The sequence below is a fragment of the Acidobacteriota bacterium genome, from assembly GCA_016712445.1.
Classification (GTDB): Bacteria; Pseudomonadota; Alphaproteobacteria; order Caulobacterales; family Hyphomonadaceae; genus Hyphomonas.
The window spans coordinates 1,974,781-1,996,642 of the sequence record JADJRB010000001.1 but is presented as its reverse complement, the minus strand read 5'-3'; the positions used below and the strand labels follow the sequence as shown (position 1 = coordinate 1,996,642).

At 65.0% G+C, this 21,862-nt stretch carries 23 protein-coding genes; 10 read left to right on the top strand and 13 right to left on the bottom strand.

All coding sequences use genetic code 11. The features are described 5' to 3' along the window. The first annotated feature begins 116 nt into the window (after nt 1–116). The 7 genes from IPK75_10135 to IPK75_10105 all read left to right on the top strand — a co-directional run bounded on the left by IPK75_10135 (nt 117) and on the right by IPK75_10105 (nt 5,672). The gene (locus IPK75_10135) at nt 117–659 is read left to right on the top strand and encodes a biotin transporter BioY (protein MBK8198720.1); all 543 of its coding nucleotides are present in this window, start codon (nt 117–119) and stop codon (nt 657–659) included. Between the two features lie 31 nt (nt 660–690). Next, nucleotides 691–1,509 carry a folate-binding protein YgfZ gene (locus tag IPK75_10130; protein ID MBK8198719.1) on the top strand — a complete coding sequence of 273 codons (819 nt, stop codon included), beginning with the start codon at nt 691–693 and terminating at the stop codon, nt 1,507–1,509. Continuing rightward, a complete protein-coding gene (locus tag IPK75_10125; protein MBK8198718.1) occupies nt 1,502–2,083 on the top strand; it encodes a DNA-3-methyladenine glycosylase I in 582 nt (193 codons plus the stop codon). The genes IPK75_10130 and IPK75_10125 overlap by 8 nt, the downstream gene beginning before the upstream one ends. Further along, on the top strand, nt 2,080–2,289 hold the full coding sequence (locus IPK75_10120; GenBank protein MBK8198717.1) for a hypothetical protein: 210 nt from the start codon (nt 2,080–2,082) through the stop codon (nt 2,287–2,289). The genes IPK75_10125 and IPK75_10120 overlap by 4 nt, the downstream gene beginning before the upstream one ends. Continuing rightward, nucleotides 2,286–2,561: a hypothetical protein gene (locus IPK75_10115; GenBank protein ID MBK8198716.1), complete on the top strand. Its 276-nt coding sequence runs from the start codon at nt 2,286–2,288 to the stop codon at nt 2,559–2,561. Before IPK75_10120 ends, IPK75_10115 begins: the two co-directional genes overlap by 4 nt. Nucleotides 2,562–2,667: 106 nt before the next feature. After that, a complete protein-coding gene (locus IPK75_10110) occupies nt 2,668–3,789 on the top strand; it encodes a beta-ketoacyl-ACP synthase III (GenBank protein MBK8198715.1) in 1,122 nt (373 codons plus the stop codon). A gap of 125 nt (nt 3,790–3,914) precedes the next feature. Continuing rightward, nucleotides 3,915–5,672, top strand: a complete 1,758-nt coding sequence (locus tag IPK75_10105; protein MBK8198714.1) for a glycoside hydrolase family 9 protein — start codon at nt 3,915–3,917, stop codon at nt 5,670–5,672. A 10-nt stretch (nt 5,673–5,682) separates the two neighbouring features. On the opposite strand, the gene IPK75_10100 is transcribed toward IPK75_10105, so the two are convergent. Beyond that, nucleotides 5,683–5,832: a hypothetical protein gene (locus IPK75_10100; protein MBK8198713.1), complete on the bottom strand. Its 150-nt coding sequence runs from the start codon at nt 5,830–5,832 to the stop codon at nt 5,683–5,685. A 140-nt stretch (nt 5,833–5,972) separates the two neighbouring features. Here IPK75_10100 and IPK75_10095 point away from each other — a divergent pair, with 140 nt between their 5' ends. From IPK75_10095 to IPK75_10085, 3 genes are all read left to right on the top strand, one after another. Then, nucleotides 5,973–6,611 carry an HD family hydrolase gene (locus IPK75_10095; GenBank protein ID MBK8198712.1) on the top strand — a complete coding sequence of 213 codons (639 nt, stop codon included), beginning with the start codon at nt 5,973–5,975 and terminating at the stop codon, nt 6,609–6,611. Further along, the gene (locus tag IPK75_10090; GenBank protein MBK8198711.1) at nt 6,608–7,555 is read left to right on the top strand and encodes an NAD regulator; all 948 of its coding nucleotides are present in this window, start codon (nt 6,608–6,610) and stop codon (nt 7,553–7,555) included. Before IPK75_10095 ends, IPK75_10090 begins: the two co-directional genes overlap by 4 nt. Nucleotides 7,556–7,630: 75 nt before the next feature. Further along, on the top strand, nt 7,631–8,710 hold the full coding sequence (locus tag IPK75_10085; protein MBK8198710.1) for an alpha/beta hydrolase: 1,080 nt from the start codon (nt 7,631–7,633) through the stop codon (nt 8,708–8,710). Between the two features lie 18 nt (nt 8,711–8,728). Here the strand turns inward: IPK75_10085 and IPK75_10080 are convergent, their stop codons facing one another. From IPK75_10080 to IPK75_10025, 12 genes are all read right to left on the bottom strand, one after another. Beyond that, on the bottom strand, nt 8,729–10,144 hold the full coding sequence (locus tag IPK75_10080) for an insulinase family protein (GenBank protein MBK8198709.1): 1,416 nt from the start codon (nt 10,142–10,144) through the stop codon (nt 8,729–8,731). Further along, nucleotides 10,144–11,493 carry an insulinase family protein gene (locus tag IPK75_10075; protein MBK8198708.1) on the bottom strand — a complete coding sequence of 450 codons (1,350 nt, stop codon included), beginning with the start codon at nt 11,491–11,493 and terminating at the stop codon, nt 10,144–10,146. Before IPK75_10075 ends, IPK75_10080 begins: the two co-directional genes overlap by 1 nt. Before the next feature lie 43 nt (nt 11,494–11,536). Next, on the bottom strand, nt 11,537–12,031 hold the full coding sequence (locus tag IPK75_10070) for a DUF3035 domain-containing protein (GenBank protein MBK8198707.1): 495 nt from the start codon (nt 12,029–12,031) through the stop codon (nt 11,537–11,539). Nucleotides 12,032–12,072: 41 nt separating this feature from the next. Continuing rightward, nucleotides 12,073–12,591 carry a signal peptidase II gene (gene lspA / locus IPK75_10065; protein MBK8198706.1) on the bottom strand — a complete coding sequence of 173 codons (519 nt, stop codon included), beginning with the start codon at nt 12,589–12,591 and terminating at the stop codon, nt 12,073–12,075. A gap of 57 nt (nt 12,592–12,648) precedes the next feature. Further along, complete coding sequence (locus tag IPK75_10060) at nt 12,649–15,627, bottom strand: isoleucine--tRNA ligase (protein MBK8198705.1); 2,979 nt, start codon at nt 15,625–15,627, stop codon at nt 12,649–12,651. A 203-nt stretch (nt 15,628–15,830) separates the two neighbouring features. Beyond that, nucleotides 15,831–16,352, bottom strand: coding sequence for a YbjN domain-containing protein (locus IPK75_10055; GenBank protein ID MBK8198704.1), 522 nt, complete (start codon nt 16,350–16,352; stop codon nt 15,831–15,833). Nucleotides 16,353–16,463: 111 nt separating this feature from the next. Then, nucleotides 16,464–17,390 carry a riboflavin biosynthesis protein RibF gene (gene ribF / locus IPK75_10050; protein MBK8198703.1) on the bottom strand — a complete coding sequence of 309 codons (927 nt, stop codon included), beginning with the start codon at nt 17,388–17,390 and terminating at the stop codon, nt 16,464–16,466. Further along, nucleotides 17,390–17,821: a MaoC family dehydratase gene (locus tag IPK75_10045; protein MBK8198702.1), complete on the bottom strand. Its 432-nt coding sequence runs from the start codon at nt 17,819–17,821 to the stop codon at nt 17,390–17,392. The genes ribF and IPK75_10045 overlap by 1 nt, the downstream gene beginning before the upstream one ends. 59 nt (nt 17,822–17,880) lie before the next feature. Then, the gene (locus IPK75_10040; protein MBK8198701.1) at nt 17,881–18,732 is read right to left on the bottom strand and encodes a TIGR01459 family HAD-type hydrolase; all 852 of its coding nucleotides are present in this window, start codon (nt 18,730–18,732) and stop codon (nt 17,881–17,883) included. A 33-nt stretch (nt 18,733–18,765) separates the two neighbouring features. Next, on the bottom strand, nt 18,766–19,329 hold the full coding sequence (locus tag IPK75_10035) for a hypothetical protein (GenBank protein ID MBK8198700.1): 564 nt from the start codon (nt 19,327–19,329) through the stop codon (nt 18,766–18,768). Between the two features lie 69 nt (nt 19,330–19,398). Next, on the bottom strand, nt 19,399–20,793 hold the full coding sequence (locus tag IPK75_10030; protein MBK8198699.1) for an EAL domain-containing protein: 1,395 nt from the start codon (nt 20,791–20,793) through the stop codon (nt 19,399–19,401). Nucleotides 20,794–20,949: 156 nt separating this feature from the next. Then, complete coding sequence (locus tag IPK75_10025) at nt 20,950–21,783, bottom strand: fumarylacetoacetate hydrolase family protein (GenBank protein ID MBK8198698.1); 834 nt, start codon at nt 21,781–21,783, stop codon at nt 20,950–20,952. Nucleotides 21,784–21,862: the final 79 nt, after the last annotated feature.

Sequence of the window (21,862 nt, the reverse complement as noted above, 5' to 3'; positions counted from 1 at the left end):
GCCCTTATGCGCCGCACGGAGGCAGATGTCATCCGCAACCCGCCGTAGGCGCTGCACCGGGTTGACCGGCGGTTGGGAGGCGCACACAAGGAACCGCTACCAGACCGGAGCCTCCCATGTCCCAACTCGCCCGCCCGCTCAGCCACCCTGTCCTGCGCCCGGTCCTGATCGGCCTGTCAGGTATCGCCGTGCTGACGATGTCGTCCTACGTGGCACTGCCGATGGTGCCGGTTCCGGTGACGCTGCAGACGCTGGCCGTGGTGCTGATGGGCGCCGTCCTGGGCCCGCGCGCGGGCGCTGCCATCGTGCTCGCCTGGCTGGGCCTCGCACTCGCGGGCGCACCCGTGCTGGCGGGCGGCAAGGCCGGGCTCCTCGCCTTTACCGGGCCGACGGCGGGCTACCTGATCAGCTTCCCGGTGGCCGCCTTCCTTGCGGGCTACCTGCCGAAAGGCCAGACGCTGGCGGGCCATGGCCTGCGGTTCGCCGGGTTCATCGGCCTGCACGCGGTGATTCTGACCGCCGGCTGGGCCTGGCTCTCGAACTTCGTGGGACCGCAGGTGGCCATCGCGTCGGGCGTTGTGCCCTTCCTTGCCGGCACGCTGCTGAAGAGCGCCCTCGCGACAGCCGTGATCGCCGCAAAGGGCACGCTGAAGGGCTGACGCCGCACCGCGAAGCGCCTAGATAGGGCGCATGCCTTTCCCGAACCGCGCCATCCTTCGCCTGACCGGCCCCGACACGCTCGCCCTTCTGGAGCGGACGGTGACTCACAAGGTGGCCGACTGGCGCGAGGGCGAGATGCGCTATGGCGGTCTGCTGACGCCGCAGGGCAAGGTGATCGCCGACTACCTCGCCAAGCGGACGGCCGACGGCGTGTTGATCGATGTGCACGAGGAGGCCGCCGACGACCTGTTGAAGCGGCTGAAGATGTTCCGCCTGCGCTCGGCGGTCGAGATCGTCCGCGACGAGGGACTGGCGGCGGTTTCGGACAAGAGCGGCGATGATGATCCGCGCAGCCTGAAGCTGTTCTGGCGCGACATTGTCCCGGCGGGCTCCGTCAGCGGCGATGTGGATCCGGCAACCTGGAATGCAGCCCGCATCAAGGCCGGCGTGCCGGAATGGGGCGCGGATTACCGCGCGGCGGAAGTGTTCCCGACCGACATCAACATGGACCTGATGGCCGGCATCGACTACCGCAAGGGATGCTTCGTCGGACAGGAAGTCGCGAGCCGGATGAAGCGGCGCGGGAAAATCCGTAAGCGGACGGTACGCGTGACCGGAACGGGTCTTGCCAGGGGCGCGCCGCTCCTCGCGGCTGCGGAAGTCGGCACTGTAACAAGCGTTGACGCGACCGGCGAGCACGGGCTCGCGCTTGTTCGGCTCGACCGAGTGAAGCAGGCGATGGACCAGTCGCTCGCCTTCAACTGCGCCGGCAGCGCCGTCACATTTGATCTTGAACAATGGGCTCTCGACGAAATGTCGGCCCTCGCCAATGAGGGCGCCGATGACTGAAACGCCGTATTGCGGCTGGGCGCCGCTGAGCGACAAGCTCTACCGCGATTACCATGACGAGGAATGGGGCGTGCCCGAGCGCGACCCGCGCGCGCTCTGGGAGAAGCTGCAGCTCGACGGCATGCAAGCGGGCCTCAGCTGGATCACCATCCTGCGCAAGCGCGAAAGCATCCGCGCCGAGTTCGACGGATTCGATCCGGAACGCCTCGCCCGCTGGACGCCGAAACGCGCCGCCAAGGCACTGGAGAATCCTGGCATCATCCGAAGCCCCAAGAAGATCGAAGCCGTGATCGGCAACGCGCAGGCCTATCTCGACATGCACGCGGCCGGCGAAGATTTCTCTGAGTATTGCTGGAGCTGGGTGGGCGGCAAGCCTGTCATCGGCAAGTGGAAGAATTTCCGCGAGGCGCCAACCTTTACGGACTGGTCGGAGCGGATGTCCAAGGACCTGAAGAAACGCGGCTTCAAGTTCGTCGGTCCGACAATCGTGTACGCATGGGCGCAGGCAGTTGGCATGGTCAATGACCATGAGGTAAGCTGCCCCCGGCACAGGGAGTTGAGGGATCGCCGATGAAGAAGATGATGATGATCGCCGCCGTGGCGCTGATGGCGGCGACGGGCGCCTGCCGCACCAGCGAACCGGTCGCCGCTTACGCCAATCCGGTCGAGGCCTGCGAAGGCAAGGCGACGAAGGAAGCGCAGGACGAGTGCATGCAGAACATCGTTGCCGACGTACGCGCCTCGGTGAAGCGCGAAGCCGAGCGGAAGCCGCCGCGGTGATCCGCTTTCCGGCAGCGCTGGCCGCCCTGGCCGCCCTTGCAAGCCTTGGCGGTTGCCAGACCTGGAAAGACCAGGCCGATGCTGAAGCGCTGGCGGCCTGCGCCCGTATCGCCGATCCGGACAAGCGCGAGACCTGCCAGACCGAAGTGATGACAGCCTATGGCGACGCCGAACGCGACCGGGCGCGCAAGCAGAGCGAGGCGCAGCAGGCCGCCGAAGACCGCGAAGCGCTGCGCAAGGCGTACGGCATCCCGAAACGGGCGGTCCAATGACACGCGCGCGGTTCTTGGCGCCGGGCAGAACGCGGGCTAGTGGATAGTCACGGAAAAGATACAGGAACGCGCAGGCCCCAAACGGCGCGCGAACGGAGAAAAAACCTTGAGCAATCCCGTGATCTCGGCGACCGGCCTCTGGACCCCGCCCCATTCAATCTCCAACGCCGAACTGGTTGCCAGCTACAATGCCTGGGCTGACAGCTGGAACCGCGAGAACGAGGCGGAGATCAAGTCCGGCCTGATGGATCCGAAGATCCATTCCTCGGTGGAGTTCATCGAGAAGGCATCCGGCATCAAGTCTCGCTATGTCGTCGACAAGGAAGGCGTGGTCGATCCCGATGTGATGGCGCCCCGTATTCCGGAGCGGCCGAATGAGCAGATTTCAGTGCTTGCCGAAATGGCCGTGTTCGCGGCCCGGGATGCGATGAAGGCGGCTGGCCGTGCGCCGGAAGACATCGGCGCAGTGATCTGCGCGGCGTCAAACATGCAGCGCGCCTACCCCGCGATGGCGATCGAGGTGCAGGATGCACTCGGCATTGAGGGCTTCGCGTTCGACATGAACGTCGCCTGCTCGTCGGCGACCTTCGGCATCCAGACCGCCGCAGACTTCGTCCGCGCCGGGCATGCGAAATCGGTGCTGATGGTGAACCCGGAAATCTGTTCGGGCCACCTGAACTTCACCGACCGGGATAGCCATTTCATCTTCGGCGACGTTGCGACCGCCGTGCTGATCGAGGCCGAGGAGATTGCGCCCAAGGTGCACTGGCAAATCCTCGGCACGAAACTGAAAACCCAGTTCTCGAACAATATCCGCAACAATTTCGGCTTCCTGAACCGGACCGCGCCGGAGGGCATCAATGCACCAGACAAGTTGTTCGTGCAGGAGGGCCGCAAGGTGTTCAAGGAAGTGGTGCCCATGGTGGCCGAGATGATCGGCGAACACATGCAGGAACTCGGCCTGACGCCGGCCGGCGTGCGCCGCATGTGGCTGCACCAGGCGAACGCCAACATGAACCGGTTGATTGCCTCGAAAGTGCTTGGCCGCGAGGCAACGGAAGACGAGAGCCCGACCGTGCTCGACACCTACGCCAATACCTCGTCGGCGGGCTCGATCATCGCGTTCCACAAGCACGCCAGCGACATCAAGCCCGGCGAAAAGGGCCTCATCTGTTCGTTCGGCGCCGGGTACTCCGCAGGCACGGTGTTCGTGCAGCGCGCAGGATGACGCGGCGCGCCGCAAGCTTCGCAGTCCTCTGTCTTGCAGGTCTGACGGTCGCTTGCGGCAAGCCTCATTCTGACGCGGTTGTCCCGCCGCCCCGCCCAGCAGATGCGGTGCCGGCCGGGCCCATAGTGCTAGACCAGTTCGGCTACCGGCCCGGCGATCCCAAGACCGTCCGTGTGCGTGAACCGGTGCGCGGCTTTGATACCGCCTGGTCGTCAAAGCCCCGGCTGACCTATTATGTCCGCGATGCCGCCACGAACGAGCCGGTCCGTTCCTTTTCACTCGAGCCTGAAGAAGGCGACGCCGAGGACCAGCTGTCCGGCGACCGGGTGTGGACGCTCGACATCTCGCGCATTTCCGAGCCTGGCGAGTACATCGTCACATCCGGTGACGGCGCGCAGGCCTCTGCGGCTTTCTCGGTTCGGGACTCAGTCTACCGGCCGGTGTTTCGCGAAGCTTTCCGGACCTTCTTTTACCAGCGCGCCGGTTTCGCCAAGTCGTCGCCCGCCGCCGGTGAAGGCTGGACTGACGCGGCAAGCCATCTCGGCAAAGGGCAGGATGCCGAGGCGCGCCTCTACTCTGCGCCGGGAAACGCCGCCACTGAACGCGACCTGCATGGCGGGTGGTTCGACGCCGGAGATTATAATCAGTACACGAACTGGACAGCGGACCAATGCCGCACACTGCTGCTTTCATATGCGGAGAATCCCGGCGCCTGGGGCGATGATTTCGGCATTCCCGAAAGCGGCAATGCCGTGCCGGATGTTCTGGATGAAGTGAAGTGGGGGCTGGACTGGCTGCTGCGCATGCAGAATGAGGATGGCTCGGTTCTCTCGGTGCTCGGCCGCGATACGGCAAGCCCGCCCTCCGCCGCCAAGGGTCCAAGCCGGTATGGCCCGGCCAGCACATCGGCCACCCTGTCGGCCGCGGGCACCTTCGCCCTGGGGTCCCTGCTGCTGCGCGACAATCCTTCGCCTGCCCTCGCCGCCTACTCCCAAAGGCTCGAGAAGGGGGCGATTGCCGCCTGGCTGTGGGCCGAGGCCAATCCCGCCGTGACCTTCTACAACAACGACAAGTCCGCCGGTTCGGAAGGTCTTGGCGCCGGGCAGCAGGAAATCGATGCCGAATACCTGAATGGCAAGCGCTATGCCGCCGCCGCTTATCTCTCGGCCCTGACCGGAGACGAAGCCTACCTTCGCGAAATGGATGCGGCCTTCGCTGAAACGCAGATGGTGACCAGCGGGCTCGTCGATGCCTACCGTTATGAAGTGCAGGATGCCGCGCTGTTTGTGGCGCGCCAGCCCGGCATGCCGCCGGAGGTGCGCGCCTACTATGCCGAGATTTTCAGCCGCCGCCTCAGCGGCGATGCGGCGCCGGGCTACGGTGTGCCGGTCGACGCGCTCCATTGGGGCAGCAACGGCGTCATGGCGCGCACGGGCACGCTCTATCTCGACGCCGCGCGCCTGTCCGGAGACGCCGACCAAGCGGCGAGGCTGACCGCCCGGGCGCTCGACTATGTGCATTACCTGCACGGCGAGAACCCGCACGGCACGGCCTACCTGACCAATATGGGCGCGTTTGGCGCCGAGCGCTCAGTGATGAAGTTCTACAGAAGCTGGCACACCGAGACGCCGATCCCCGGCTTTGTCGTCGGCGGACCGAACCCGACCTATGACTGGGATGCCTGTTGCCCGGAAAGCTGCGGCAATGCGCAGCTCAACGCGGCCTGCGGAACGAGCCGGTTGTCACCGCCTCACGGGCAGCCGCCGCTGAAATCCTATCTCGAGTTTGATGACGGCTGGCCGCTGAATTCCTGGCAGATCTCGGAAAACTCGAACGCCTACCAGGCCGCCTACCTGCGCTTGCTCGCGAATTTCGTGGATTAGGCTGAAGCCTCTATTCCTCGAAGTCTTCGGTGAACATGTCGCCCCACAGGGCCCGGCGGCTGGCGCGCACGGCTTCCACCACCACGACCAGCGTACCGCAGGCCAGCATCAGCATGGCGAAGGTCTGGCCGGAAAAGAAGTGGAGGAAGGCTTCGGTCATGGGTATCGGGGCTCGCCTGTTGCGTGCGACCGTTATGCGCCAAACGCCTTAATGCGGCATTGGGGAATGGTGTCTGCAATGCGGCGAGTTTGTAAGCGGATCGCCGTGGTTTGTTTACCCGTGCTACCAATCCCTTAAAGATGCCCCGATGGAGACCCCACGTGAAGCGATCTGTTAAGCCGCCCCGCGTCTGGCAGCGGATGTTGTCTGGCCGGAGGCTGGACCTCGCCCATCCTTCGCCGATGGATATCGAGATCGAGGACATCGCGCACGGTCTTGCCCGTGTGGCGCGGTGGAACGGCCAGACGCGCGGCGAACATGCCTTTTCGGTGGCCGAGCATTCGGTGCTGGTCGAACGGCTGGTGCGCTGGCTGGAGCCCGGTCTCGGCCCTGCCGAATCGCTGACGGCCCTGCTGCATGACAGCCCGGAATACGTGATCGGCGACATGATCTCGCCGTTCAAGGCGATCCTTGGCGAAAGCTACAAGGGCGTCGAGGCGCGCCTTCAGGAAGCGGTGCATATCCGCTTCGGCCTGAAGCCGGTGACGCCGGCCACACTGAAGAAGGTGATCAAGCGCGCCGACAATATCTGCGCCTGGTTTGAAGCGGTGCAGCTCGCCGGGTTCACGCCGGCGGAGTCCGACGGCTTCTTCGGCAAGCCGCCGGAAGGGCTGGAGCTTGCCCTTACCCCCTTGCCGCCGACTGAGGCGCAGGCCTTGTTCCTGGCGCGGTTTGGCGACATCCAGTCGGCCCTGCTGCGCCATGAGGCTGCCCGATGAAGACGCCCCGCCTGTTGATCGGCCTGTCGGCCGTGATGGTTGCCCTGAAGGACGGCGAACCGCACGTGCTCGTGACGCGCCGGGCGGGCGGCGAGGACGCGCTGCCGTTCGGCCCGTTCGATCCGCTGAACCATCGCACGTTCGACCTTTCCCTGCGCGGCTGGGTGCGCGAGCAGACAGGTTTCGAAATCGGCTATGTCGAACAGCTCTACACGTTCGGCGACAAGGACCGCGAAACGCCGGAAGACAGCCTGACTGACATTCCGACCGACACGAGGGTGATCTCGATCGGCTACCTCGCCCTGACCCCGGAAGCGCGGCCGGCCGGCGCCGCATTCGGCGCGCGGTGGCAGGACTGGTACCATTATTTTCCGTGGGAGGATCACCGGGTGCGCCGGCCTGCCTTGCTTGAGGCCGAGATCGCGCCGCGCCTGCGGACCTGGGCAGCCGGTAACGCGCGGCGTCTCGACCGGGCGCGCACGGCGTTCGGCCTCGACGGCGCGCGCTGGATGGAAGAGCGGGTGCTGGAACGCTATGAGCTGCTCTACGAGGCGGGCCTTGTGGGGGAATGCGCGCGGGATGCGGGCTTGCCGGAAGGCGGCCTGAGGCTCGGCAGCATGATGGCGTCGGACCACCGGCGCATCCTCGCGACCGGCCTGTCGCGCCTGCGCAGCAAGATCAAGTATCGTCCCGTCGTCTTCGAACTGCTGCCGGACCGGTTCACCCTGTCCGCCCTGCAGCGCTCGGTGGAAGGCATCCTCGGCCTGCAGCTGCATACGCAGAATTTCCGGCGCGCACTCGACAAGGCGCAGCTTGTGGCCGGGACCGGCCAGATGGAGACCGGCACCGGCGGGCGGCCCGCCGAACTCTTCAGCTTCCGGCGCGACCATGCGAGCAGCATCTCGGCGCCGGGTCTCGCGACGCCGCGGAAGTCTGCGGACTGAGATTTTTCTCTCAAGGCTGTGCGCGCTGCATCCAGATGACCTGCCGGGTGCATCTTGAAGCGAAAGGGGACCTTCATGCGCGTCTTGAAATGGATTGCACGGGCGGTGCTGTCAGTGATGGCATTGGGCGCAGCCGTGGTCGCAGTACTGGCCTTCTGGCCGGTGACGCCGACCGTGTCAGCGATTGAGCCACGCGAGTCGACCCGGTACTGGACGATGCAGGGCGGTTACCGGATCGCCTACACGCACATTGTTTCTTCGGGCACGCAGCCGCCGATTGTATTTCTTCATGGCGGGCCTGGCGGTTACGTTCACTCGAGCATGATTGGCGAGCTGACGCGCCTGCGCGATCTCGGCCATGACGTTTATCTCTATGACCAGAGCGGGTCCGGCCTTTCGGACCGGCGGGCACGGCCGAAGGACACGACCTTCGACAGCCATGTATCGGACCTGGATGAAATCATCGCGCACCATGTGAACGCCGAGCGCGTGATCCTGATGGGTCATTCATTTGGCGGCACAATCGCGGCGCATTTTGCGGCGCGACATCCGGACCGGATTGCAGCGCTGATCCTGAGTTCGCCGGGCGACCTGAAGCCGAACCTCTATGACGACGAGGGGCGTTGGGTGAATGAAGTGCGCTACCCGCCGCCGCCGGAACTGAAGTTCATCGATACGTCAGCGACGCTGGATCACGATACCAGCCTGACGCGGTTGCCGTTCCGGGCAATCGTGTCGATGGCCCTCGCGCAAGCCTTCAATGTGAAGTTTGCGCCGGATTCCGAAGTGGACGCGGCGCTCAATACGATGGCCAGCAAGTTTACGCGAAGCATGGTCTGTGACGGCGCCAATGTGCAGCCCGAAGAGGGCGGCGCCGGTGCGTATAGCCGGATCGGCGTGAACTTCTTCCCGGACGATTTCCGCGATCCGCGTCAGGACATGCAGGGCATGCTGGCGCCTGTTCTGGTTCTCCACGGACAGTGCGACACGATTCCGTATGAGGCCGTGGCGGAATATGCGGCGCTCTTTCCGAACGCTGAGTATCAGATGATCGAGCGGGCGGGCCACGAGCTCTGGTGGGACCAGCCGGACGCTTACGAAGCCGCGTTGCGCCAGTTTCTCGTGAGGACGGACGGCGGCGCGGCGGGAGACTAGATCCGCCGCGCCCCGTACCTATTCTGCGAGCGCGGGCGCCGCGATGCCTTCGGGTTCACCGACGATGATGAAGGAATAGCGATCCGGGCTGAGATAGGCGTTCGCCACCCGGTTCACGTCTTCCAGCGTCACCGCCTTGATCAGGTCATTGCGGCGATCGAAGTAGTCGACCCCGAGATCGTCCTGGCGCACGTTCATCATCTGGCTGGCAATCTTGGCATTCGAGTCGAAGCCGAGCGGATACGAGCCGACAAGGTAGGCCTTGGCGTCGGACAATTCCTGCTCCGTCACGCCGCCATCGATGAAGGCCTGCAACTCATCCTTCACGCCAGCGACGAACTCGCCCGCGCTTTCGTTCTTGGTCTGGCCGCCGCCGGACCATGTGAGCAGCATCGGGTTCGGGTCGAGGCTCGTCGACACGCCGTAGGTGAGGCCTTTCTGCACGCGCAGCGTCTTCATCAGACGGCTCTCGAAACCGCCCCCGCCGAGCGTGTAGTTCAGGACGTAGGCGGGGAAGAAATCCGGATTGGTGCGGTCGATGCCAGGGCCGACAAAGCGCACGAGGCTTTGCGGCTGCGGCAGGTCGATCACGACTTCGGTCACCGGCGCAGCCGCAACGTCAACCGGCGCGACCTCCGGGATGGTCGCCGTTTCGGCGAGGCCAGCCGCGACTTCGTCGACCAGCGGTGCGAGTTCTTCCGGTGAGACGGCGCCCACGGCCGTGACGATCAGGCGATCACGGGTCATCAGTGTGCGCATGTGTTCGCGGGCAAGCGCCGGCGTGAGCGCCGCCAGGCTTTCAGCGGTCGTTTCGCGCGCGAACGGGTGGTCGGGATAAAGCGCCTGAGCGGTGGCGCGCCAGGCGAGGTAACCTGCGTTCGTCTCGCGTGTCTGGAGGCCGACTTCCTCCTCACGCAGGAAGCGCTGGAACGGGCCTTCGTCAAAGCGCGGCGCGGCGAAGGCGGTCGCGACCAGCGCCATCGCGTCGTCGGCATTGTCGGTCAGCGACGAGACAGAACAGCTGGTCCATTCGGCGCCAGCCGTGCAACCGAAGCTCATGTTGAGGTCTTCCATCGCAGTCTGGAATGCCAGCGAGTCCAGATCGCCCGCGCCTTCGTTCATGCTGTAGGCCACGACTTCGCCCAGTCCTTGCATGCCAGCCGGATCGGCCGCGGCGCCGCCCTTCCAGGCCATCTCGACCGCAAGGATCGGAATGGACGGCTCGGATACCAGCCACACCGAAACGCCGCCCGGCGTGACGAACTGCTGGATCGTGGCGAACTCGCCTTCATGCACTGTGACGGCCAGTCCGGGCTCCGCCGGCGCGGCCAGCTCAGCCGGTTCAGGCTTGCCCTGGAACCATCCGTGAACGGTCGAACAGCCGGAAAGCACCGAGAGGGCAACCGCCCCGAGAAGAAGTTTGGTCGTAGGCATCAGAGGTCTCCCTCAGCCGGCAGAAGGTGGGCTTCGATATAGTTCTTGTCCGGCGCGAACACGGCGCGAACCGCGGCAATGGCCTCCTCAGGCGTCACCGCCCGCACCTCGTCCGGATAGGCCAGCAGCTGGTCCACGGTGCCGCCGATCGCCAGCCATCCGCCGAACAGGTTCGCCATGCCGGACTGGCTGTCGCGGGCATAGATGGCATCCGCCGCCAGCTTGTTGCGGGCGCGCACGACTTCGGCCTCGGTGAAGCCTTCGGCCAGCACCTTCTCGACTTCCGTCATCAGCGCCGTCTCCAGCGTTTCCAGCGACACGCCCGGTGCCGGGCTGGCCGAAAGCACCGCGGGGCCTTCGTCGTGGAGGGACGTGTAGCCATAGGCATTCGCGGCGATGGCGACCTGCTGTTGCTCCACCAGCGACTGGTAAAGCCGGCTGGTCATGCCGCCGCCAAGGATCTCGAGCCCGACTTCCAGCGCCAGGGTTTCCTTCGGCTGGCGAAGCTGGGAATAGCCGAGATAGTAGCGGCTCCAGCTGGGCTGGCGCACTTTCGGGTCGGCATGTTCCAGTGTCAGCGTTTCGCTGAGCGGGGCGACCGCGCGCCACTTGCGCTCGGTCGGCGGCGTTCCGCTGCGGGGGATGACGCCGTAGTTCGCTTCAGCCAGCGCGCGCACCTCGTCCGGCGTCACATCGCCCGCGACCACCAGGATGGCATTCTCCGGGCTGTAATAGTGCTGGTAGAAATCGAGACCGTCCTGCGGGGTGAGCGCGGCAACCTCGTCCATCTTGCCGATGACCGTGATTTCGTAGGGGTGTCCCTTCCAGATCTGCGACAGCACCTGTTCCTGCAGGATCACGCCGGGATTGTTGTCGATGCGCTGGCGGCGCTCTTCCTTGACCACGTCGCGCTCGGAAATGAACGGGCCCTTGGGATCGTCGTTGATGATGAGGTTCACCATCCGCTCGGCTTCAAGTTCCATCATCTTGCCGAGCTGCGGCTTGGCTACGCGCTCGTAATAGGCCGTGTAGTCCCAGCTGGTGAAGGCGTTCAGCTGGCCGCCCGAGCGCTGCACGATGGACGTGAACTCTTCCGGGCCGATATTCTTGGTTTCCTTGAACATCACGTGTTCGAACAGGTGCGCGATGCCGGACTTGCCGGGCGCCTCATCGACCGCGCCGACCTTGTACCACACCATATGGGTGACGACGGGCGCGCGGTGATCGGGGATCACCACCACTTCCATGCCGTTGTCGAGCGTGAACGTCGAGGGAGTCCAGACTGCCTCCTCTGCGACTGCGTGGGAAGCAAACAGGGCGAATAGCCCGGCGGCGAGACTCCGTTTCATGGACGTTCTCCGGGTTGGTACGAAAGGCTTTAGTGTCGGACCCTCAGGTCCCGGGCAACCGGATACGCGGGCCGCCGCTGGTACGTTCGATGGTGACTGCCTGGTCGCCGGTGGCGTTGTCGGTGGCGGCCGAGGTGGCATCCTCCGCCTTGTCCTTGCGCCAGAAGAAGATGCGGTCCGAGACGGTCGATGACTTGCGGATCGACTTGGTCTCTTCGTAATCGACCTGCGCACGCACCGCAGAATTGGCGGCATTGGCGCCAGCAGCAGCCACGAGGGCCTTTTCCGACGCACTGGCATCCTGGCCATGGGTCGTGCCGAAAGCCGTCGTCACGCCGGTGGTGGCGGCTTCGACTTCAGCGGGTGTGGTGGTGCCCGCCGCCGGCGGGCGCAGGCTGTATTCCGGCGGCACGCTTAGCGGCGCCTTGGTGACCACGCGGAATTCGTTCGGGGTCGCGCCGCCGTTACCGGAGGACGTGCAGGCCGATGTCGCGGCCAGGGCGGCGCCAGCGGCGAGAATGAGGAGAGACTTCTTCATGGGCTGGGGCAGATCCGTTTCTGGAGGGCTGAGGGCCGGTCTTAGTGGCTGTTAGCCTGTTTTGGCCGGGAAAGTAAGAACTGGTCAACAAACAGAAGCACCGCGCCAACCGAGATGGCCGCATCTGCAATATTGAAGATCCAAGGGAAAAACAGGCCATTGGCATCGATGAAATCGACCACGGCGCCGAAGCGGACCCGGTCGATCAGGTTGCCGAAGGCCCCGCCGATGACGAGGGCGAGCGCCAGCCTCAGCCAGCGGCCTTCGGCCCGCAGCAGCCAGACGAGGAAGCCGATGGCGATGGCGAGCATGACGGCGGCGAGGATCCAGCGGCCGATTCCGTCCGACTGGAACAGGCCGTAGCTCATACCGCGGTTCCAGGTCATCGTGAAGTCGAGCGGCCCCGACAGAGGTATCCGGCCGCACATCTGCGGGTCTGCAAAGCACGCCGAAGAGTTGAAGCGTGGTTCTGCAAGCACGAGCCACTTGCTCACCTGGTCGGCCAGCACCACGAACGGCACCAGAATGTATGGCCAGGCGGATTGTATCGACAATTTCATGCGGCTGAGATTGCAGACCGGGCCGGGGGGATCAAGCGTTTGTGTGCAGGCATGGCCTCATCCCGCCGCCTTGTCCCAGGCCTTCACCGCCAGCGCATCGCGCGGGGTGATGTCCGGGAAGGCCGGATTGGCGGTGGCCGGGTCGAAATATTTCCAGCTGCGCCGGCATTTCACCCCCGAAGCCTTCTGCGGTAGGACCCAGATGCCGGGCGAATCGTCGAGCGCAAAGGCGCCCGCTGGCCCTGCGGCCGCCTGAACCAGTTCGGCCCCGGACGTGATGAACACGTCGCCGGCGTCCTCGCCTTCAAACGCTGCCACGAGCGCGGCGTCCGCGATCACCACCTTCGGCGCCGCTTCGAGCGAGGCGCCGATACGCTTCTCGCGGCGTTCGACTTCGAGGGCGCCGGTGACCACGCGGCGGACCTTGAAGATTTTCTCCCAGCGCGCGGCGAGCGCCGCATCGCGCCAGGCGGCGGGGGTTTCCGGAAAGAGCAGCAAGTGGACGGAAGGCGCCGAGCCTTTCAGGTGGCTTTCGCCAAAGGCTTCGTCGGTCGTGAACGGCATGACCGGGGCGAGCCAGCAGAGCAGCCGTTCCATGACAGCGGCCATCACCGTGCGGACCGCGCGGCGGCGATTTCCGTAGACGGAGGTTTCAGCGTCCCAGGCTTTCGCCGTGACGAAGGACGGGTCGCAATAGAGTGCGTCCTTGCGGATGTCGAAATAGACGGCCGAAAGCTCGACGTTCACGAAGTTCACGATCGCGGTCATCACGCGTTTGAAGTCGAACACCTTGAACGCGGCGCGCACCTCGCCGTCGAGTTCGGCGAGTCGGTGAAGGATAAAGCGTTCGAGGCCCGGCATGTCCTTGGCTTCTATGACTTCAGCGGGCGTATAGCCGTCCAGCGCGCCGAGCAGGTAGCGCAGCGTGTTGCGCAGCTTTCGGTAGGTCTCGATTGTGCCTTTGATGATCTCATCGGAGATGCGGGTATCGTCCCAATAGTCGGCAGAGGCCGTCCAGAGGCGGAGGATTTCGATGCCGTGCTGCTTCTGGAACTCGTCCGGCTCGATCGTGTTGCCGATCGACTTCGACATCTTCTTGCCTTCGGCGTCGACCACCATGCCGTGCGTGACGACCTTCCTGTAAGGCGCCATGCCGCGCGTGGCGCAGCTTTCCAGCAAGGACGACTGGAACCAGCCGCGGTGCTGGTCGGAGCCTTCCATGTAGACATCCGCCTGCCCGGTCGCGTTATCGATGATGCCCCGCTTGCGCAGCGCGAAAGCGTGCGTCGTGCCCGAGTCGAACCAGACGTCGAGCACGTCGGTGACCTTCTCCCAGCCATCTGGCGAGACGCCGGTGCCGGCGAAGAAGTCTGCGTCCGGTGTGGCGAACCATCCGTCCACGCCCGTCTTCTCAATCGCCGCCTTGATGTTCGCATTGAGCTTGTCGGCCTGGTCCCTCGACAAGGCCGCAGTGTGCGGCTCGCCCTTGGCGTTCACGAACAGCGTGATCGGCACGCCCCAGTTGCGCTGGCGCGAGATCAGCCAGTCCGGACGGCTCTCGACCATCGCGGAGAGACGGTTGCGTCCCGTCGCCGGGAAGAATTCCGTATCCGAGATCGCCTTCATCGCCAGTTCGCGCAGCGTCTTGCCGGCATGCACCGGCTTGTCCATCGCGATGAACCATTGCGGCGTGGCGCGGCGGATGACCGGCGCTTTCGAGCGCCAGGAGTGCGCATCGCGGATCGTCGTCATGCCGCGCGCGAGCAGGTTTCCGCTCTCGGCGAGGAGGCGGATCACCTCATTGTTCGCCTTGCCCGCCTCGCCGCGCTTCTTGCCAGAGGTGACGATGATGTCGAGACCGGCGAGGGGCGCAGGCACTTCATCCGTATAGCGACCATCCGGATCGACGATCTGGCGGATTTCCTGCGTCGTGTGACCCGTCGCCACCCAGACCTCGAAGTCATCCTCGCCGTGAGCCGGCGCCGTGTGCACGAAGCCTGTGCCGGCATCTTCCGTGACGTGGTCGCCGGCAAGCATCGGGATGCGATGGGCAAAGAAGGGCGCAAGGGCATGCAGCGGATGGCGCAGTCCCTCGCGCAAGTCGGCGGGGTTGATGTCGACCACCCGCGACCAAGCCTTGGCTTTTGCCGCCGTCAGCGCGTCCGCGGCCAGCTTGTCGGCGAAGATCACCTTGTCACCGCGCTTCACATACGGCGCAAAGCCAAGCTCTTCCTCCGACATCACATCAGTGACCTCATAGAGGCCATAAGAGATTGCCGGATTGAAGCTGACCGCTTGGTTGGCAGGGATCGTCCAGGGCGTGGTTGTCCAGATCACGACGCTGGCATCTGAATCGACGACCGGAAACTTCACCCACACCACGGGCACCTTGCGGTCGTGGTATTCCACTTCCGCTTCGGCGAGCGCCGTGCGTTCCACCGGCGACCACATGATCGGCTTGGCGCCGCGCACGAGGCCGCCTTTCATCGCCATGTCGAGGAATTCGGAGACGATCATCGCCTCGCTGTCGAACGCCATCGTGAGGTAGGGATCGTCCCATTCGCCTTCGATGCCGAGGGCGCGGAATTCCTTGCCCTGCACCTTCACCCAGTGTTCGGCATAGGCGCGGCAGGCCGCGCGGAACTCGTCGGCGGGAACCGAATCCTTCGGGCGGTTCTTGGAGCGGAACTCCTCCTCCACCTTCCATTCGATCGGCAGGCCATGGCAGTCCCAGCCCGGCAGGTAGGAGGCATCGAAGCCCTGCATCTGGTGCGAGCGGACGATGATGTCCTTGATGATCTTGTTGAGCGCCGTGCCGAGGTGGATGTGGCCGTTGGCGTAGGGCGGGCCGTCATGCAGGATGAAGGGCGCGCGGCCCTTGGCGGTCTCGCGGAGCTTGGCGTAGAGACCCATCGCGTCCCAGCGCTTGATCCATTCGGGCTCGGCCTTGGGCAGGCCAGCGCGCATCGGGAACTCGGTTTTGGGCAGGAACAGCGTGTCGCGGTAATCGCGTTCAGTCGCAGCAGTATCGGTCATCTTCGGTCAGGTCTTCGTCAGCGGATAACGGGAATGGGCGAGCGGCCTCAGGCCAAACGGGCTTACCCGGCCGCAGCTGAACAAAGGGTTCAGCCGGCAGCCGGGCCGCTAATTCGTATGGTCTGGATCGCCCGGGTCCGTGTCATCGGGCAGCGGTTACCACGCCGCCCCCGGCCCTGTCACCCCACCGGGGCGCGGCGCGGTTACCAGTCGTCGCCGTCCGGCGCATAGTCGCCGACTTCCCAGATATAGTCGGCCGCCTGCGGGGCGATCGCCAGCAAGTTGGCAAGGTTGTCCTTGATGTTGCGCACGGTCATGCCGCCATCCAGGATGACGTAGCGCGTGATGCCGACCGTCGGCGTCGCGCCGTCATAGCCATCCGGCGAATACCAGGCCGATGTTGCCGCCCACATCAGGTTCACGTCGTTGATCCGCTCCAGCGTCTCGGTGCCGTCCGCGTCGTAGCGAACCTGCATGTTGATGCCGAGGCAGCCATCGGTGCCCTCCACTTCGCAGGCCGTGCCGAGCAGGTTGAAGATCAGGCCGGTCTCGGCCTCATCGGTCGCCCGGATCGAAATGGCACCGTCATCGCCAGTGCTGTTGATGGTATAGCCTTCCTCGGCGAGGATGCGCTGCAGGTCGGCCAGCTTGACCGATTTGACGATGGCGTTGTCGTCCGCAAAGGCGGGCGTGGAGGCGGTGGCCAGGATGGCCAGAGTTGTCAGAAGGCGGCGCATGGATTCCCTCCCCTTGGGCTGCTCAATACCGCCAGCATCCTCCCGTTTTCCAGCCTTGTGAAGGGCGGCGAAGCGGTCAGATTGCGGAATTTTTATGTTTCAGCCGGGCGTTGCCAGGATTGCGCGCGCCTCGGCCGCATCCTTGTGCATCTGCTCCACCAGCAGGTCCAGGTTCGCAAACTTCAGTTCCGGCCGCAGGAACGCAACCAGCTGCACTTCCAGTTTCTTGCCGTAGATGTCGCCCGAAAAGTCGAAGATGTGGGTCTCGAGCAGCGGGTCGCGCAGGCCCGTCGTCGGCGTGCGCCCGAAATTGGCAACGCCCGGGCGCCAGTCCTTTTCGCCTTCAATCCGGGCGCGAACAGCATAGACGCCGTGTTTCGGATGGATCAGTTCGCCGAGTTGGAAGTTGGCCGTGGGAAAGCCGAGTTCGCGGCCGTTCTTCTCGCCGCCTTCCACCACGCCGTCAGCAATCCAGGGGCCGCCCAGCATCGCAGCCGCGATTTCGGGCTCGCCCGCCATCAGCGCCTGCCGGATCGCAGTAGAAGAAGCCTTGGCGCCGTACCCTTCGACCTCCTCGACAATCGTCACGCCGAACCCCAGCGCCCGGCCAAGGCTCGAGAGGCGCTGCGCATGGCCCATCCGGCCACGGCCGAACCGGAAGTCGAACCCGACCGATACGTGCGTCACCTTCAGCCCGTCGACCAGCACGGCCCGCACGAAGCCTTCATCAGTCATCGCCGCCATTTCGCCATTGAACGGCAGCTCGAACACCGTCTGCGCCCCGGCCGCCAGGATCGCCGCATTGCGCCGCTCTGGCCGGAAAATACGGAACGGAGGGTCGCCCGGCCTGAAGTAGGCGCGCGGCGGCGGCTCGAAGGTCGCCACCGAAAACCGGCCCTGCCCGGCGAGCCGGGCGGCTTCCATCACGGCGCGGTGGCCATCGTGCAGCCCGTCAAAATTGCCAAGCGCGATCGAGGCGCCCTGCGCGCCTTCCGGTAGTCCGCGGTAGTCGGCGTAGACCGCCATCACTTCCCTCGGCTTGGAGCCACCACTTCGGCCTCGCCGCTGATCACGCGCTTGCCCTCGACAATGCACTCGATCTTCAGCGTCACGCGGTTGCCCCGGTCCTGCTTCTCGGCCACTTCGGCCCGCACCGTCACGACATCCCCGATGTGGACCGGGCGCTTGAAGCGCATCGACAGGCCCACGAAGATGGCGCCCGGACCCGGCAGGTTGTTGCCCAGGATGCCGGAAATATAGCTGGCGGTCAGCGCGCCGTGGGCGATCCGCTTGCCGAAGATGGTGCCGGCGGCAAACTCGTCCGACATGTGCAGCGGATTGAAGTCGCCTGACACTTCCGCGAAGCGCTGGATGTCATTCTCGGTGATCGTGTGCACGGTCTCGTGCGACTGGCCGATCTGCAGGTCTTCATACTTGAAACCGCTGAACTGGGTCATGCCTTGAGGGCTCCTGAATTCTTGTCTGTTTTTTCCGTTACACGGCGCACCGCGCGGCGTCACCATCTGAGTCCTGTCATGGCGAAAGTGGCCTGTTCCCCGTAATCGGCGAGCAAATCCGTAACTTCTGCCTGAAAATTGGCCCCGTGCTGCTTCAGCCCCGTGCCGACATAGAGGCTGTCAAAGCCCTGCAGGCGCGCGCCGCGCACGTCGGTCGCCGGGCTATCGCCGATGCAGAGAATGCGCTGCGGGGCCCGGTTGAGCGCCGTCAGGCGCTGGATCGCCAGCTGGTAGATCGGCGCGTAGGGCTTGCCGGGATAGATCACCTGGCCGCCGAGGTCCTCATAGATCGCTGCCAGCGCGCCGGCGCACCAGTAGAGCTTGCCGCCTACGCGCACCTGCTTGTCCGGGTTGGCGCACAGCATCGGGATGCCTTTGGCGACCGCCGCGGCCAGCTCGGCCCGGTAGTCCTCCGGCTGGTCGTTCACCTGGTCGCGCAGGCCGATGCACAGCAAGAGGTCGGCCTTGTCATTGTCGATGAACCGGTGGCCCAGCCCCTCATACAGAAACCGGTCATGCTCCCAGCCCTCGTCACCGCCCATGCGCCAGACGCTCATGTCCGGCCGCGCGGCCAGTTCGGCCCGCGTTGCATCGCCCGACGAGACGCAGAGGTCGAAGGCGTCCATCGGCACGCCAAGCGGCTCGAAATAGCGAACGACCTGAGCGTCCGGCACCGGGGCGTTGGTGATCAGGCTCACCTGCCCGCCCCCGGCGCGGAACTTCACCAGCGCCTCGCACGCTTCGGCGAAGGCCGCGCGGCCGTTATGGATCACGCCCCAGACGTCGCAGAGGATCGTATCATAGCGGCTGGCGATGCCGGCAAGGCCGGCAGGAAAATCGGGTGCTGTCATGGCGCCGGGGCGTAGGCTGGCCGGCCCGCGCGGTCAATCACCCAGCCCGCAGGCGTCCGCCGGCAGCGGGTTCAGCACCCATTGCACGGCTGTCGGGATCGATACCGACTGCGGCAGGAAACATCCGCGCAGGCGGTAGACGACGCCCGGCGACTCGTCGGTCATCTCCGCCGGATCGTAGTCGCAGCTGAGCAGGTTTGCCGGGTGGTCCACCGGCGTGCCGAGGCGCACCGACATCAGCATGTGGTTCGAGCCCGTCGGCACCGACACTTCGCTCACGTCCACCGGACCGAACCCGCACTCGCCGACCGGCTCATACAGCCCGTCCGCGCCAACCGCGTTCAGCTGCAGCGGTGGGCGGATCGTCAGGTCGAGCAGCACCGGCACGCGGTCCATCAGCGGATCGAGCGCCGCCGGCGGCAGGTCGTTGCCTTCTTCCGGCAGCGTTCCGGTAATGCCGACATAAGCGATGCGCGCCTCGGCGACCGATATTGGCGAGGCCTGCGCGGGGGCGGCGAGCTCGGTACTGGCCGGGGCGATCACGCAGGCAGCCAGCAAACCGGCCAGTCCTGCGGCGACAAGGGTATAGGGTTTCATCGATGCGCATCCTCCCACTGGACGCGCTAAGCAGGCCTGCAAACTTTGGCTAAATCAAGCCGGCCCCGTTCAGCCGAACTTCGACAACCGGTCGATCAGTTCCTGCGGCGGGGCGGTGTCGTCCATCAGCGACGACTTGATCGGGCGCGGCGGACCGAAGATATGGCCCTGGCCATACGGCACTTCGAACTCGAGGATTTCCAGCACGCTCGCCTCATCCTCGATCTTCTCGGCAACAAGCGTGATCGCATAGCGAGACAGGACCGCGCTGACTTCCGTGCCTTCGATGCGGCGATTGATGTTCGACACCGGCCGCTGGCCATGCGGGTCGCGCAGCTGCTCGATCAGCATCGCGCAGTTCATCTTGACGAAGCGGACTCCGGCGCCCTGCAGGCGCGGCAGGTCGAGCGCGAGGCTTTCGACATGATCGACCGAGAAGCGGAAGCCGAGCGCCGCGAGCTTTTCCATGTTCGCGCGCATGGTCGGCGAGCGGATCTCGAACTTGTCGGCGGGCAGCTCGAAGATCACCGCGCCGGACAGGTCGCGGTTCTCGGTCATGTAGTCCAGCACGATGGGGAACAAGGCCGGGTCTTCGAGAGACGAGGCGGAAATGTTGCAGAACACGCCGACGCGGCGGTCACGCTCGGCCAGCTTGCGCACGATCTGCACGCAGCGGAACAGGGTCAGGTTGTCGATGATGCCCATCAGGTTGGCGCGCCGGCCGGCATCCAGGAAGTCAGCCGGCAGGATCAGCGACCCGTTGGCCCGGCGAAGGCGGGTCAGGCCTTCATAGAAAGTCACACGGCGCTGCGGCAGTGACACGATCGGCTGAAGGTGGAGGTCGACCCGGCCGTAGTGGAGTGCCTCGCGAACATCGCGCAGGATGGCATCGTCCACCGCATTGGCGTGTTTCTGCGCCGGGGTTTCGACCAGCTTGTTCTCGAAGCTGCGGGTCAGCCGGTCGATCAGGCCTTCCAGTTGTTTCATTTCCTTGACCAGCGCATCGCGGCGCTCGGTCAGCTCGATCTTCACGGTCTGCTCGACCGCATCCGTCCGCGCTTCGACCACGTTCACCGTGCGGATAACGTTGGTGAGGTCTTTTTCGATCGTGTTCAGGCGGTCATCGAGCTTTTTCGAGGAAGCACCGGCCCGCGCGAGGATATGGACCTGCCCGAGCACGGCCGTGGTGATGGCGCCGCCTGCGATCGAGAGCGGGAGTCCCACAGCGGTCAGGCTGAAGAGTCCATAGCCCACGCCCGCGCCGGCGGCGAGGTATACGAGGAACAGCAAGAACGTCATCAGACCAGCACCCGGAAACTTCTCATCAATCTTAAAATTATGGCCGAAATGGTTAACGAATTGCTCGGAAGTGGCTTGATTTGGCCCTGCCCGCAACCCGGTCACAAACCGTTGCCATAACGCAACACGCCGCCAATTCTTCTGCCGCCACGGCACATCCGGCATGGACCACAACGCCTACAGGCGATTAACAAAGGCTTAAGCCTCGTTAAGACGCGCCGGTCCGCGGCCACTATTGGCCGGAGCGGGGGCGTCTCGGGGGAGACAGGGGCCCTGTTCGCAAGGATGGGGCCCTGTCGTTCCTCCCCGGCCAGCAGCGCCTCAGCCGATACGCGCCGTCTGGGGTTCCTCCACAACTTTGTTTTCGATCTCCCCGATGCGGTCGATCTCGACCCGAACGGTGTCGCCCGCCTTCAGCCATTTCGGCGGCGTGTGGCCAGCGCCGACGCCCGCCGGGGTGCCGGTATAGATGACGTCGCCGGGTTCCAGCGTGAACGCCGCCGTCAGGTGCTCGATCTGGGCAGCAATGTCGTGGATCATCAGCGAGGGGGTCGCCGTCTGGCGCAGTTCGCCGTTCACGAAGGTGCGCAGCTGGAGGCCGGAGATGTCGCCCGCCTCATCCGGCGTCACCAGCGCCGGGCCGAACACGGCATGCGTATCGAACCCCTTGCCCATGATCATCGTCTGGCTCGCCCGTTGCCAGTCACGCACGGAATAGTCGCAGCCCACGCAATAGCCCGCCACGATCTCCATCGCGCGGGCACGGGGCACATGCCGGCCGTGCTTGCCGATCACCACCACGAGCTCACCTTCATAGTCGAGCTGGGACGAGACCTTCGGCAGGTGCACATCATCGAACGGGCCGTTGACCGCTGTGACCTGCTTGTTGAACCACTTCTGCACTTCGGGTTTCGACGCATCGACGAAGCTGACGCTTTCAGCCGCGTGGGCCGCATAGTTCACACCGATGCCGAGGATCTTGCCCGGCCGCGCCACCGGCGCCAGCAGGCGAACATCCGCCAGTGCCACCGGCGCGCCCGCCGGCGCGCCGGCGAGCGCCTCAGCCAGCGTATCGCCGGCCACCGGCCGGATCGTGTCGCCCTCGAGACGGCCATAGCCCGTCTTCCCGCCTTGCCTGAATCGCACCAGCCGCATGCGTTACTCTCCCGTCACACTCTACCGTGAATTACCTTGCCAACCGTTCATGTCTCGTTGTGATCGCGTTTGGCAAGGG

Coding starts and splice junctions, on each gene's coding strand:
- IPK75_10045 (MBK8198702.1), bottom strand. CDS start 17,821: ATGACCCAGTTCAGCGGTTTCAAGTATGAAGACCTGCAGATCGGCCAG.
- IPK75_10085 (MBK8198710.1), top strand. CDS start 7,631: ATGCGCGTCTTGAAATGGATTGCACGGGCGGTGCTGTCAGTGATGGCA.
- ribF (MBK8198703.1), bottom strand. CDS start 17,390: ATGGCGGTCTACGCCGACTACCGCGGACTACCGGAAGGCGCGCAGGGC.
- IPK75_10095 (MBK8198712.1), top strand. CDS start 5,973: ATGCCCCGATGGAGACCCCACGTGAAGCGATCTGTTAAGCCGCCCCGC.
- IPK75_10120 (MBK8198717.1), top strand. CDS start 2,080: ATGAAGAAGATGATGATGATCGCCGCCGTGGCGCTGATGGCGGCGACG.
- IPK75_10035 (MBK8198700.1), bottom strand. CDS start 19,329: ATGAAACCCTATACCCTTGTCGCCGCAGGACTGGCCGGTTTGCTGGCT.
- IPK75_10030 (MBK8198699.1), bottom strand. CDS start 20,793: ATGCCGGATGTGCCGTGGCGGCAGAAGAATTGGCGGCGTGTTGCGTTA.
- lspA (MBK8198706.1), bottom strand. CDS start 12,591: ATGAAATTGTCGATACAATCCGCCTGGCCATACATTCTGGTGCCGTTC.
- IPK75_10040 (MBK8198701.1), bottom strand. CDS start 18,732: ATGACAGCACCCGATTTTCCTGCCGGCCTTGCCGGCATCGCCAGCCGC.
- IPK75_10070 (MBK8198707.1), bottom strand. CDS start 12,031: ATGAAGAAGTCTCTCCTCATTCTCGCCGCTGGCGCCGCCCTGGCCGCG.
- IPK75_10090 (MBK8198711.1), top strand. CDS start 6,608: ATGAAGACGCCCCGCCTGTTGATCGGCCTGTCGGCCGTGATGGTTGCC.
- IPK75_10060 (MBK8198705.1), bottom strand. CDS start 15,627: ATGACCGATACTGCTGCGACTGAACGCGATTACCGCGACACGCTGTTC.
- IPK75_10025 (MBK8198698.1), bottom strand. CDS start 21,783: ATGCGGCTGGTGCGATTCAGGCAAGGCGGGAAGACGGGCTATGGCCGT.
- IPK75_10080 (MBK8198709.1), bottom strand. CDS start 10,144: ATGCCTACGACCAAACTTCTTCTCGGGGCGGTTGCCCTCTCGGTGCTT.
- IPK75_10125 (MBK8198718.1), top strand. CDS start 1,502: ATGACTGAAACGCCGTATTGCGGCTGGGCGCCGCTGAGCGACAAGCTC.
- IPK75_10135 (MBK8198720.1), top strand. CDS start 117: ATGTCCCAACTCGCCCGCCCGCTCAGCCACCCTGTCCTGCGCCCGGTC.
- IPK75_10130 (MBK8198719.1), top strand. CDS start 691: ATGCCTTTCCCGAACCGCGCCATCCTTCGCCTGACCGGCCCCGACACG.
- IPK75_10100 (MBK8198713.1), bottom strand. CDS start 5,832: ATGACCGAAGCCTTCCTCCACTTCTTTTCCGGCCAGACCTTCGCCATG.
- IPK75_10075 (MBK8198708.1), bottom strand. CDS start 11,493: ATGAAACGGAGTCTCGCCGCCGGGCTATTCGCCCTGTTTGCTTCCCAC.